10 protein-coding genes are annotated in these 12215 nt (G+C 73.4%); 7 read left to right on the forward strand and 3 right to left on the reverse strand.

From position 1 onward, the window contains the following. The 3 genes from CCN44_RS37240 to CCN44_RS37250 all read left to right on the forward strand — a co-directional run. A partial coding sequence (locus CCN44_RS37240; RefSeq protein ID WP_107502151.1) for an FGGY-family carbohydrate kinase occupies positions 1-1423 on the forward strand: 1423 nt, incomplete at its 5' end. Then, positions 1420-2025: a histidine phosphatase family protein gene (locus CCN44_RS37245; RefSeq protein WP_059247695.1), complete on the forward strand. Its 606-nt coding sequence runs from the start codon at positions 1420-1422 to the stop codon at positions 2023-2025. The genes CCN44_RS37240 and CCN44_RS37245, both read left to right, overlap by 4 nt. A gap of 25 nt (positions 2026-2050) precedes the next feature. After that, positions 2051-3094, forward strand: a complete 1044-nt coding sequence (locus CCN44_RS37250) for a 2-hydroxyacid dehydrogenase (RefSeq protein ID WP_086703179.1) — start codon at positions 2051-2053, stop codon at positions 3092-3094. A gap of 64 nt (positions 3095-3158) precedes the next feature. On the opposite strand, the gene CCN44_RS44735 is transcribed toward CCN44_RS37250, so the two are convergent. Then, positions 3159-4427 carry a hypothetical protein gene (locus tag CCN44_RS44735; RefSeq protein ID WP_158103202.1) on the reverse strand — a complete coding sequence of 423 codons (1269 nt, stop codon included), beginning with the start codon at positions 4425-4427 and terminating at the stop codon, positions 3159-3161. 341 nt (positions 4428-4768) lie between these two features. On the opposite strand from CCN44_RS44735, the gene CCN44_RS37260 reads away from it, so the two are divergent. From CCN44_RS37260 to CCN44_RS37270, 3 genes are all read left to right on the forward strand, one after another. Further along, positions 4769-6130, forward strand: coding sequence for a sugar transferase (locus CCN44_RS37260; RefSeq protein ID WP_059254781.1), 1362 nt, complete (start codon positions 4769-4771; stop codon positions 6128-6130). Between the two features lie 115 nt (positions 6131-6245). After that, on the forward strand, positions 6246-6836 hold the full coding sequence (locus tag CCN44_RS37265; RefSeq protein ID WP_059247692.1) for an LbetaH domain-containing protein: 591 nt from the start codon (positions 6246-6248) through the stop codon (positions 6834-6836). Then, complete coding sequence (locus CCN44_RS37270) at positions 6833-8032, forward strand: glycosyltransferase family 4 protein (RefSeq protein WP_086703185.1); 1200 nt, start codon at positions 6833-6835, stop codon at positions 8030-8032. The genes CCN44_RS37265 and CCN44_RS37270 overlap by 4 nt, the downstream gene beginning before the upstream one ends. A 193-nt stretch (positions 8033-8225) precedes the next feature. Here the strand turns inward: CCN44_RS37270 and CCN44_RS37275 are convergent, their stop codons facing one another. Both CCN44_RS37275 and CCN44_RS37280 read right to left on the reverse strand, forming a co-directional pair. Continuing rightward, positions 8226-9437, reverse strand: coding sequence for a glycosyltransferase family 4 protein (locus tag CCN44_RS37275; RefSeq protein ID WP_086703188.1), 1212 nt, complete (start codon positions 9435-9437; stop codon positions 8226-8228). A 31-nt stretch (positions 9438-9468) separates the two neighbouring features. Beyond that, positions 9469-10449 carry an NAD-dependent epimerase/dehydratase family protein gene (locus CCN44_RS37280; RefSeq protein ID WP_086703192.1) on the reverse strand — a complete coding sequence of 327 codons (981 nt, stop codon included), beginning with the start codon at positions 10447-10449 and terminating at the stop codon, positions 9469-9471. 197 nt (positions 10450-10646) lie between these two features. On the opposite strand from CCN44_RS37280, the gene CCN44_RS37285 reads away from it, so the two are divergent. Further along, positions 10647-12182 (forward strand): hypothetical protein, encoded by a 1536-nt coding sequence (locus CCN44_RS37285; RefSeq protein WP_244204027.1) that lies wholly within the window; start codon positions 10647-10649, stop codon positions 12180-12182. Positions 12183-12215 lie beyond the last annotated feature (33 nt).

Genomic DNA, 12215 nt, shown 5'->3' on the forward strand with positions numbered 1-12215 from the left:
CACCGGCCGGCTGCTGGGCGCCGCCTCCCGTCCGCTGACCGGCCGCCGCGACGGCGTACGGCACGAGCAGGACCCCCAGCAGTGGTGGTCCGCGCTCGCCGCCGCCTGCCGGGAGGCGCTGACCGGCGTCGACCCGAGCCGGGTGCGGGGCCTGGCCGTGGACGCCACCTCCGGCACCGTCCTCCTCGCCGACCCCGCGGGCACCCCCCTCACCCCGGGGCTGATGTACGACGACCGCCGGGCCGACGCGTACACCGACCGTGTCAACACGCACGGCGGGCGGGTGTGGGAGAAGCTCGGCTACCGCGCCATGCAGCCGTCCTGGGCGCTGCCCAAACTGCTCTGGCTGCTGGACGACCTGGGCCGGCCGGGCGGCCGGGGCCTCCCGGCGGGCACCCGGCTGCTGCACCAGGCCGATCTGATCACCTGGCGGCTGGCCGGGCGCCAGGCCGCGAGCGACGCCAGCCATGCCCTGAAGACGGGCTACGACCTGATCGCCGAGCGGTGGCCGGAGGCCGAACTCGACGCGCTCGGTGTCCCGAGCGCGCTGCTGCCCGACGTCGTACGGCCCGGGACGGTGATCGGCACCGTGTGCGCGGACGCCGCGGAGGCGACCGGCATCCCCGCCGGCACCCCGATCAGCGCGGGCATGACCGACGGGTGCGCGGCCCAGATCGGGGCCGGGGCGCTGACACCCGGCGCCTGGAACGCGGTGCTGGGCACCACGCTGGTGTTCAAGGGGGCGAGCCCGCACCTCGTCCGCGATCCCGGCGGCGTGGTCTACTGCCACCGCGGCCCCGGCGGCAGCTGGCTGCCCGGCGGCGCCTCCAGCAGCGGCGCGGGCGTCCTCGCCCACCGCTTCCCCGGCGCCGACCTCGACGCGCTGACCGCGCGGGCCGCGGCGACCGGCTCCACCGCCGTCGTCTACCCGCTGGTGGGCGCGGGCGGCGAGCGCTTCCCGTTCCGCGCGCCCGACGCCGCCTCCTTCGTCCTCGGCGAACCCGCGGGCGAGGCGGAGGAGTTCCACGCCTGCCTGCTGGGAGTGGCGCTGCTCGAACGGCTCTGCTTCGACTACCTCGACCACCTCGGCGCCCCCGTCGACGGCCCGCTCACCTTCACCGGCGGCGGCGCCCGCAACCGCTACTGGTCGCAGCTGCGCGCCGATGTGCTCGGGCGCGCCGCCCGGCTGCCGGAGCAGGCCGAGAGCGCCCTCGGCATGGCGGTGCTGGCCGCGACCGCCTCGGGTGCCACGCTGGAGGACGCCGCGGGCGCCATGGTGCGGGTGCGGGAGGAACTCCGTCCCGACCCCGGCCGTACCGCCCGCCTGCTCCCCGTCTACCTCGACTTCGTCGACGCGCTGACCCGCCGCGGCTGGCTGGAGCAGGCCGTGGCCGACCACGCGCGCGGAAAGGCCCGACCGTGACCGACTTCGTCCTCGTCCGCCATGGGGAGACCGTGTGGCACGCGGAGAACCGTTACGCGGGCCGCACCGACGTACCGCTCACCGAGCTGGGCCACCGGCAGGCCGCCGAGCTGGCGGGCTGGGCCGCCGGGCAGCGCCTGGACGCCGTGCTCTGCTCGCCGCTGTCCCGGGCCCGGCTGACCGCCGAGCCCGCGGCGACCGCGCTCGGCCTGACGCCCTGGGTCGACGAGCGCCTGTACGAGGTCGACTTCGGCCGCGGTGACGGGCTCACCCGGGCCGAGATGGCCGAGGCGTTCCCCGAGGCGCTCGCCGCCTTCCTCGCCGACCCGGTCGCCCACCACCTGCCCGGCGGAGAGCATCCCGCCGCGGCGGCGGACCGCGCGGTCGACTGCCTCCAGGAGGCCGCGCGCACGTTCCCCGACGGACGCGTCCTCGTGGTGGCCCACTCCACGCTGCTGCGCCTGGTGCTGTGCCGGCTGCTCGGCATCCCCCTCGCCCGCTACCGCCAGGTCTTCCCCGCCCTGCACAACGGCGCCCTGACCGAACTGCGGCTGCGCGACGGCCAGGCGTCCCTGCTCCGCCTCAACACCCCCGTTCGCTGATCCCTCGCTCTCCGGGAGAACCACCGTGCCCACCACCGTCCTCGCCGCCGGCGACCACTTCGTCCTGCCCGAGCTGCTCGCGCGGGAACTGCGCGCCGCGACGCCCGCCGGCACCGACCTCGACATCCGGCAGCTCCGACTCCCGTGGCCGCACACGCCGTTCGGGAAGGTCGCGGAGGTCGACGAGGCGTCCGGGACCGAGGAGGAGCTGATCGAGGCGCTGCGCGGCGTACGGATCTGTGTCACCCAGATGGCGCCCCTCACCGAGCGGGTGCTGGCCGCCTGCCCCGACCTGGAGCTGTTCTGCGTCAGCCGGGGCGGACCGGTCAACGCGAACCTGGAGGCCGCCACCCGGCACGGTGTCGCCGTCTGTTACGCCCCCGGCCGCAACGCCGTCGCCACCGCGGAGCACACCCTCGCGCTCATCCTCGCCGCCGCCCGCGGGATCGGCGATGTCCACACCGACCTCAAGCGGGGCACCTGGCGCGGCGACTACTACGACTACACGCGCTGCGGCATCGAGATCGACGGCTCCGTCGTGGGCCTGGTCGGCTTCGGCGCCATCGGCTCGCGCGTCGCCCGCGTCCTGCACGCCATGGGGGCCACGGTCCTCGTCCACGACCCCTACGTGCGACCGGAGGCGGTCGAGGGCGTCGCACGGCTCGTCACCCTGGAGGAGTTGCTGAGCCGCTCCAGGATCGTCTCCCTGCACGCGCGCGTGACGGACGAGACGCGCGGGATGATCGGACAGGCCCAGATCGACGCCATGCCCCGTGGTTCGGTCCTCGTCAACTGCGCCCGCGGCGCCCTCGTCGACTACGACGCGGTGTGCGACGCCCTGGACTCCGGCCGTCTGGCCGCAGCCGGCTTCGACGTGTTCCCCGTCGAGCCCGTACCGGCGGGCTCGCGTCTGCTGTCCACGCCGGGCGTCGTCCTCACCCCGCACATCGCCGGCGCGAGCCGCGAGGTCGCCCACAAGGCGGCCCGGATCGTCGCCGCCGAGGCGGGCCGCTTCCTGCGGGGCGAGCCACTGGCCCACTGCGCCAATCCCGAGGCCGTGGCGGGCTGACCCTCCCGGGGGAGCCGCCCGCCCCACGGCTCCCCCTACGCACCGGCCCCTTCCGCGTCCCCGCTCATGGCCTCACGGCGTACACGTAACGGCTGAACGGCGCCCTGCGATCGAGCTTGTCGGGCTTGTCGCTCTCGTGGTCGTTCGCGTATTCGCCGAGCGTCCACAGCGCGACCTGACCACCGATCCGGCTGTAACTGAGGTCCTCGCAGCCGATGTTGAGGTACGATTCGCGCCTTCCCCCGTCCGCCCCTTGCCGCCACGACCTCAGTTGTCCCGGCTTCTTCGTCCCGCGGCTCGACGAGAGGTAGTACCTGCCGTCGGCCCCCCTGACCGCACCCTGCACCCGCACTTCCCGGTGCGCGGCGGCTTGCCAGGAGGATCGCGTGCTGCTCAGGTAGCCCGTGCTCGGGCTGCCCAGTTCCCAGCGCGCCAGCCGGCAGCTCCCGCGCTCCCGGTACTCGCTCACCAGCAGCGCGGGGCGGCGCCTGGTGCGGTCCAGGGAGACCTGCGAGAAGGTGAACTTCCGTGTCGCGCTGCCGGAGGCGTCGTAGGCGTAGCACTGAGGCAGGACGTAGTCGTACCCGTGCGCGTGGTACGTACCGTCCGCCTGGCGGCCGAGCCCCGGCCCCTTGGTGACCTTGAAGATCCGGTCGAGGTCGTACACCCGCAGCCCGGTCGTCCCCACCGTGCTGTCCGCGACGTAGAGCTTGTTGCCGTACCAGGCGATGCCGCCCGCGTGCAGGTCGGACTCGCGGAAGTCGTACCGCTCTCCGCCGTCGTCGCGCAGCCCGTACGGCTCCACGAGCAGCACGTGCTGGTACGTCGGGTCCCCGGTGGCGTCCCAGCTGACGACGCTGATCCGCGCGCCCTGCCGCTCGGCGGCGAGCCTGCCGTACCAGGACACCAGCAGCGTCGCGGGTGCCGAGCCGTTCGCGTCGTAGGTGGTGGTGATGCCCTGGGGCCGCCAGTTCTTGTCGACGAAGTCGGCAGTCGCCCACCGGAAGGCGTACAGCAGCTCTTCCGGCTCCTTGTCGGGGCGGGGCCTGGTCCCGTCGTCCTGGTCCTCCGGCCACCGGGTGACCCGGTCCGCCTTCAGGGCCGGGGTCCTCGTCAGCACCTCGCCGAGCGGGACCGGCCCGCCCAGTAAGGGGCTCAGCCCGTTGATGGCTCGCCGGTAGCTGTACGCCGACGGCCCCGTGGGCGCGGCGCGCTTCTTGAGTCTGTACGGCTCCGCCGCCGCTGCCTCGCCGGCGACGGCCAGGCCGCCCGCCGCCGCGGCCACCGGGGCCGCCGCCATTCCGCGCAGGATCGTTCTCCGTGTGATGCTCATGGCAAGGGACGGTAGGCCGGAACGCCTCCTTCGACCCCGGCCCGGTCCGTCCGGGACATGTCCGGGACAACACGCCTCCCGACGTGAAGAGAAGCAAACGGGGAGGGAGTAGGTAAATCGGATATAAGTGCCTATCCCTTGATATAAAGATCTCGTGAAGGCGTGACCGGCCCGTGAGCGGGCGATGCGGCCGCGCCGGTTGTCTGAGATTGGAGCTTCTAAGGAGAAGCATGCGGCCCTTCAGAATCGCGGCATCCCGACAGGCGCCGGTCCCCGTGCCGCGCCGGCCGGCCCATCCGGAAGGCACCCAGGCACGCTGGTACGGCCCCCTGTCCGTCGGTGTGGATCTGACCGGCGCGGCACTGCCGGTGGCGGCGGCGATCGTGGAGGTCCATGAACCCCATCCCCTGCGCCTGGCGGCCGTCGCCGCCCTGGTGTGGCCGCTGATCCGCGTGGCCGGCAAGCGGTACACGTCCTCGGCCTGGGGCGACGGCGGTGGCCTGCGGGCCGTCCTGAGGGACTGGCTGCTGCTGGTCGGCGCACTGGCCACGCTGCGCGTGCTGTGCGGACTGCAGAGCGTCCCGGCCGAGGCCTTCACGGCGCTGATCCCCGCACTCGTCCTCACCGCCGCCTGCCACGAACTGATCCACCGTCACCTCCTGGCCGCCCGTCGCGACGGCCGCGCGCTGCGCCATGTCGTGGTGGTCGGGGAGGGCGCCACGATCGACGCGGTGGTCGGGCAGCTGGCCCAGCGCACCGACCACGAATACGTGGTGGTGGGATGCTGCCCGGTGGGGGAGGAGGAGGTGCTCTCCGGCGTCCCCGTGTACGTGCGGCTGCCCCGTGCGGAGCCCGAGACGCCCGAGGAGGACGCCGCGACGGTGCTCGGAGCGGCCGACGAACTCTGCGCCGACCTCGTGTTCGTGGTGCCGGGCCCGCACCTGTCGGGCCAGCGGCTGCGCCGGCTGTCCTGGGCGGTGCACGACCGGGGGTGCCCGATCGTCGTGCTGCCCGGCATCGTCGAGGTCGCACGCCGGCGGGTCCGGCTCACCTCGGCGTCCGGCCTCACCCTGCTGCACATCGCCCCGCCGCTGCGCCGCGGCATGCCGGCCCTGCTGAAGGAGGCCGTGGACCGCGTGGGCGCCCTGCTGCTGATCGTGCTGCTCTCGCCGCTGCTGCTCGCGCTGGCGCTGGCCGTGCGCCTCGGCTCACCCGGCCCCGCCTTCTACCGTCAGATCCGGGTCGGCCAGCACAACACCCCCTTCGCGATGTGGAAGTTCCGCACCATGGTGGTCGACGCGGACCGCCTCAAGGACGAGCTGGAGGCGTCCAACGAGAACGACGGCCACATGTTCAAGATGCGCCGCGACCCCCGGGTCACCCCCCTGGGGCGCATCCTGCGCCGCTACTCCCTGGACGAGCTGCCCCAGCTGTTCAACGTCCTCCTCGGCCACATGTCCCTGGTCGGCCCGCGCCCCCCGGTGCCGGAGGAGGTCGTCAAGTACAACCCGGTGGAGATGCGCCGGCTGCACGTCAAGCCGGGCCTGACCGGGCTGTGGCAGGTGAGCGGACGGTCGGACCTGTCCTGGCACGAGACGGTCTCGCTCGACCTTCGCTACGTCGACAACTGGTCCCCGGCCATGGACATGAACGTGATGGCCCGCACCGTACGCGCGGTGCTGAACGGCCAGGGCGCCTACTGAGCATCCGCCATCCGGGCAAGCCTGCCGTCAACACGCCCGGATCGCGGGGGATTCGCCTCCCGGGGCATGAAGGATCGCGGATGCGCACGCCTCGGCCCCCGGAAGGGACACTGTCATGGCGCAGACCGCGACCACCCCGCAGCCCGGTGACTTCGGACCGGTCACGCCCCGCCGGCCCGTCGTCGAGCGCTCCCTGCGCGGCTTCACCGGCGCCGGATACGACAAGGGGCGCCCCCTGCTCGTGCAGGCCGCCTGGTTCGCCGTCCTCCACCTGGTCTTCGTCAAGTGGTGGTGTCCGGCCCGCTGGCGGCCGGCGCTGCTGCGGGCCTTCGGCGCCCGCGTCGGGCAGCGGGTGCTGATCCGGCACGGAGTACGGGTGCACTGGCCGTGGAAGCTGGACATCGGCGACGACGTGTGGATCGGCGAGGGCGCCTGGATCCTCAACCTCGAACCCGTCACGATCGGCAGCGACTGCTGCGTCTCGCAGAGCGCGCTGCTGTGCACGGGCAGCCACCGCCCGCGTTCCGCCACGTTCGAGTTCGACAACGGCCCCATCCGCCTGGAGCCGGGCAGCTGGGTCGCGGCCCGCGCCGTCGTGCTGCGCGGGGTCACCGTCGGCCGGGGCGGCGTGGTGGGCGCCGGCGCCGTCGCCCACCGGGACCTCGCACCCGGCGCGGTCCTGACGACGAAGGGACGTACGGCATGAGACTGCTCCACGTGGTCACGCTCGTCAGCGACGACGGCATCTTCGGCGGCCCGCCGAGCGTCGCCGTCGCCCAGTCGGCGGAGCTGGCCGCACGCGGCCACGACGTCACCCTGATGGCGCTGTGGCGGGGCAGCGGCCCGGCACCGGACCGGATCGGATCCGTCCGGCTGCGGTCCCGTCCCGCCCGCGCGCTGTTGCCGGGACGGGGCTGCATCGGCCTGCTGCACCCCCTCCTCGTACGCGACCTGTGGCGGGCCATGGGCGGCGCCGACGTCGTGCACGTCCACGCGGGGCGGGACCTGGTCTCCCTCGCCGCCCTCGCCGTCGCCGCGGTGCGCCGCGTGCCGTGTGTGGCCCAGACCCACGGCATGGTCGAGCCGCGCACCGCGCTCCCCGTCCGGCTGTTCGACCTGCTGTACCTGCCGCTGCTGCGCCGGGCGCGCGCCTGCTGCGTCCTGACCGGGCACGAGCGCCGGCTGGTGGCCCGGGTGCTGGGTCCGGACGGCCCGCCGCTGCGGATCCTGCCCAACGGCATCCGGCCGGGTCCGCCCGAACCGGAGCCGCGGCGGCCGCGCGACCCCCACGTGGTGTTCCTGGCCCGGCTGCATCCCCGTAAGCGTCCCGAGGCCTTCGTGGAGATGGCCCGGCTGGTCCACCAGGAGATGCCCGAGGCCCGCTTCACGCTGTACGGCCCGGACGACGGATCGCTGCCCGCCGTGCGCCGGCTCATCGACGAGGGGCCCGCCGGCGTGGTCCGTTACGGCGGGGCGCTCGATCCCGCCGAGGCGCACGAGGCGTACCGGAGCGCGGCCGTCCATGTGCTGGCGAGTGTGAACGAGCCGTTCGGGATGACCGTCATCGAGGCGCTGGCCGCCGGCACGCCCGTGGTCTGCACCGACACCTGCGGCATCGCCGACGAGCTGGCACGCCGTGGCGCCGCCCTCGTCACCGACGGCAGTCCCCAGGGCATGGCGGCGGCGGTCCGCCGGCTGCTCGGCGACCCGGAGCTGTGCGCCCGGATGGCGCGGGCCGGCCGCTGCGTGGTCGAGGACGTCTACTCCATCGGCGCCGTGGCGGACCGGTTGGAGGAGATCTACCGGGACGAGCGGACCGGCGGGGGCGGAACGGACCACGCGGCGCGCGAGGCCGACGGCCGGCCCGGGCAGGAGCCGGCGACGCCGAGTCCGGCCTCGTGAATGGTCAGGGCTTGGGCCCGTGGAGTCCGGCCTCGTGAATGGTCAGGGCTTGGGCCCGCGGAGTCCGGCCCCGGGAATGGTCAGGGCTCAGGGGCGCCGAGTGCGGCCATGAGGGCCCGGGCCCGGTAGCCCGACCTTCGCGGCCGTCCCGTGGCCGGCGGCGCAGGCCCGCCGGCCACGCGAGGGGGCCGTTTCAGGGGCGGCGACGGTGTCCGCCGGCGCCGCTCACGCTGTAGAGGATGTCCTCGAAGCGGGAGGCGCAGCCCTCCAGGGCGAACTCCCGCTCGGCCAGCGCGCGGCTCTCCTTGCCCAGTCGCTCGGCCCGGGCCGGGTCGGACAGGACCTCCCGGACCCACGCCGCAGCACCCTCCAGGGCCGGCTCCTCCGGCGGGAAGACCGCCGACCCCGCCTGCCGGAGCAGCCGCGCGGCGAGGTTGTCGGCGGGCATCAGGCCGAGCACCGGCCGCCCGGCGCACAGATAGGACAGCGTCTTGGACGGGACCGAGAACTGCCCCGCGTCCGGACCCAGCAGCACCACGAGGACGTCGCCGGTGCCGAGCACCTCCGGCAGCCGCTCATAGGGCTGGAAGGGCAGCAGGGTCAGCTCGACGCCCCGCGCCGCGGCGGCGTCCTTGAGGACGGGTACGGCGGGACCGTCGTTGACGACGACGAGCCGTACCGGGCTGCCCTGCTCCCGCAGTCGCTCGGCCAGCCGCACCAGCAGCACCGGGTTGTGCTTCAGCCCGAGCGTGCCCGAGTACAGCACCGTCCGCACGCCGTCCAGACCGTGCTCCGCCGACCAGGCGTTGCCCCGGGACACCGGGACGATCTCGTCCAGCGGCGCCCAGTTGGGGATGACGGTGACCTTGTCGGCGGTGCCCCATTCCTCGTGCACCCGCACGAACGAGTCGGCGATCACCACGACGGCCGCGGCCTGCCGCGCCGACCACTTCTCACCCGCACCGAAGACCTTGGCGGCCAGGCCCATCGACCGGGCGACCTCGGCGGCGGCGAAGCTCTTCAGGGCGATTGCGGTCACGTCCTGGTGCCACAGCACCCAGGGGATGCGCAGCCTCCGCAGCACGGCAGCGGTCACCACCAGCACCGGGATCGGCAGGTTGGACAGCAGCGCCACGTCGGGCTGCTCGCGGCGGACCTGCCGGGCCAGTTCGAGACCCAGCCGGGTCTCCTGGCCCAGCCGGCGGACGTAGGCCTCCTTGCGCAGCCTGACGCCGTCCCCGATGGTGGCGAAGCGGAGGCCGGAGACGTCCGAGGCGAGGTCGCCCTTGCCGGAGACGTAGGCCGTGCACGTCGAGTGGACGACCTGATGTCCGCGGCGTGCCAGCTCCCGGCTCAACTGGGCCTGGAACGGGTGGCCGCTGTAGTCGTGGACGAGGATCCTCATCGTCTGTTCCGTCCTCGCATCGGGCCGGGCGTCACTGGTGGGAGCGCTTGACCTGGTCGTAGACCCAGGCGTAGGTCTTCTCCAGTCCGTCGGCCAGGGAGACCGACGGCTCCCAGCCGTAGATCTCGCGGATCAGGGTGTTGTCGGAGTTGCGCCCGCGCACGCCCTGGGGGGCGTCCAGCCGGTAGCTGCGCTCGCAGCGGATGCCCGCGATCCGCTCGACGATGTCGACGAGCTGGTTGATGGTCACCAGCTCCGAGGAGCCGAGGTTGACCGGTACGCCGCTGTCCCCCTTCATGATCATCTGGGTGCCGTGCAGGCAGTCGTCGATGTACATGAAGGAACGGGTCTGCAGGCCGTCGCCCCAGATCTCGATCCGGTGGTCGCCGGAGAGCACCGCCTGGGCCACCTTCCGGCACACCGCCGCGGGTGCCTTCTCCCGGCCGCCCTCCCAGGTGCCGTGCGGGCCGTACACGTTGTGGTAGCGGGCGACCCGGGTGGTGAACCCGTAGTCCTCCGCGAAGTGCCGGCACATGCGCTCGGAGAAGAGCTTCTCCCAGCCGTAGCCGTCCTCCGCCTGCGCCGGATAGGCGTCCTCCTCGCGCAGCGCGGTGACGTTCGGGTCGGTCTGCTTGCCGGCGGCGTAGACGCAGGCGGAGGAGGAGTAGAAGTAGCGCTCGACGCCGGCCTCGTGCGCGGCCTTCAGCATGTGCGTGCTGATCAGCACCGACATCATGCAGGCGGCCTTGTTGTTCTCGATGAAGCCCATGCCGCCCATGTCGGCGGCCAGCATGTACACCTGTCGGGCGCCCTCGACGCCCGCGCGCGCGTTCTCCAGGAGAGACAGGTCGGCGATCACGTTCTCCGCGGCGTCGTGGAGCTGGTACCACTCGTGCCGGGGCTTGATGTCGATGGAGCGGACGGTCAGCCCCTGGGCCAGCAGGGCGCCCACGAGATGCCCCCCGATGAATCCCCCGCCACCGGCAACGACGACGTCGACCTGCTTGTCCATGGGCCACTCCTCTGTCCGGAGATCCGATGATCTAGTACGACTAAGCAATACACATTTGTCCTGATTTGCGGCTCATGGCGCGCCGCCTGAACCGCCCGCGTCACCCGATGACGGCGCGCGGCGGACGGCCGTGCGGAGCCCTCGGGTTCGCGCGCGCCTGTGCAGCTTGATGAGGTATGGGCGTTATAAACCTAGTGATGAGCTTTCAGGCGAAATATTCGGTTGGTGGAGGGCGTCCGAGGCGGGAGGCCGGCGTCCGCAGCGCCGCCGCGGTCTCGCTCTGGGCCGTGGCGCTGCTGGCCCTGCTGCCGGCGCTGATCCTCCAGCCGGGCGTCACGCACCCCTCGCCGGCGCTCGCGGTGCAGGCGGTGGTGCTGACGCACACCGGTGTGGCCCTCATCCGCGTGCTCACCGCGACGACGGTGCGGCTCGTCGCCCTCGGGTTCTGGCTCTTCGCCTACATCTGGCTCGGCCTCGCGCCCTTGGCGCAGCTCGCCACCGACACCTACCCCTGGGCCTACCGGACCGGCCAGGGGACCGCCGTCACGGCCGTGGCCGTCGTCGAACTCGGGCTCCTCGCCCACAGCGCCGGGGCCGCCGTCGCCGCCCGCCGCGAGCGCACCCGCGCGGCCGGGCCCGCCAGCGCCGCGCCGGGGCCGGTGGAACGGCTGCTGTCCCGCCGCCTCGCGCCCTGGCGCCTGCTGTCGCTGTGCGGACTCGCCCTCGCCCTGGCCGTGCTGCTCGTCCCCGGCCAACCGGGCGGCGTCGCCGCCTACTTCACCAGCCGTCAGGCGCTGCGCGAGGCGGGCTTCGCGGACGGCTCGGACGGCGCCTTCCTGTCGGCCCTGCGCAACTGGTCGCTGTCCGTGCCCGCGTTCTGGGCGCTGCTGGGCCTGCTGCGCGTACCGTGCGCGCCCGGCGGCGACCGTCTGCTGCGCGGCGTCCGCCGTATGCTGCTGCCGCTGCTCCTCGCGCTCAACGTCGTCGTCAACAACCCCATCAGCAAACCGCGGTTCTGGTGCGGCACGGTCCTGCTGACCCTGCTGTTCACCGTGCCCAGGCTGAACCGGCCCCGCGCCTTCCGCGTCATCGCGGCCACCCTCATGGCGACCGTGCTGCTGGTCTTCCCGTACAGCGACTACTTCCGCTACAGCGACCGGGAGCAGTTCGCCGTCGTCTCCCTCTCCGCGCAGTTCACCGCCAACGGCGACTACGACGCCTTCCAGCAGGTGCAGACCGGCATCGACTACGCGCGGGACAGCGGATTTGCACCGCTGGACGTGCTGGGCCCCGTGCTCTTCCCCGTCCCGCGCTCGGTGTGGCCGGGCAAACCGGAGGACACCGGCATCACCCTGGCCCACTACGCGGGCTACGACTTCCTCAACCTCTCCGCGCCCTTGTGGATCGAGAGTTACCTGTGGGCCGGTCCGCCCGCCGTGGCCCTCGTGTTCTTCCTGCTCGGCGCGGCCGGACGCCGCATGGACGACGTACGCCACCGGCTCCGCGACCGGGCGGGCACCCTCGCCGCTCTCCTGGTGCCGGCCTTCGCCTTCTACCAGATCGTCTTCCTGCGCGGCAGCCTGCTCGGGATCGTCGGCCCGCTGACGCTGCTGGTGGCCGTTCCGCTGCTCATCACCACCCCCGCCGTCCGCGCACCCCGGCTTGTCCCGTCGGCCCCGCCGACCGCACCCACCCGCCCCGCATCGATCCCCGGCACAGGAGGGCACCCGTGACCGGCCCCATCCATGTCTACGACCGGTACGACG

The sequence above is a fragment of the Streptomyces tricolor genome, from assembly GCF_002155905.1.
Taxonomy (GTDB): Bacteria; Actinomycetota; Actinomycetes; order Streptomycetales; family Streptomycetaceae; genus Streptomyces; species Streptomyces tricolor.

Excerpts from the sequence above, each read along its gene's own strand:
- CCN44_RS44735 (WP_158103202.1), bottom strand. The coding sequence starts at position 4,427 with ATGAGCATCACACGGAGAACGATCCTGCGCGGAATGGCGGCGGCCCCG.
- CCN44_RS37265 (WP_059247692.1), top strand. The coding sequence starts at position 6,246 with ATGGCGCAGACCGCGACCACCCCGCAGCCCGGTGACTTCGGACCGGTC.
- CCN44_RS37270 (WP_086703185.1), top strand. The coding sequence starts at position 6,833 with ATGAGACTGCTCCACGTGGTCACGCTCGTCAGCGACGACGGCATCTTC.
- CCN44_RS37275 (WP_086703188.1), bottom strand. The coding sequence starts at position 9,437 with ATGAGGATCCTCGTCCACGACTACAGCGGCCACCCGTTCCAGGCCCAG.
- CCN44_RS37280 (WP_086703192.1), bottom strand. The coding sequence starts at position 10,449 with ATGGACAAGCAGGTCGACGTCGTCGTTGCCGGTGGCGGGGGATTCATC.
- CCN44_RS37285 (WP_244204027.1), top strand. The coding sequence starts at position 10,647 with ATGAGCTTTCAGGCGAAATATTCGGTTGGTGGAGGGCGTCCGAGGCGG.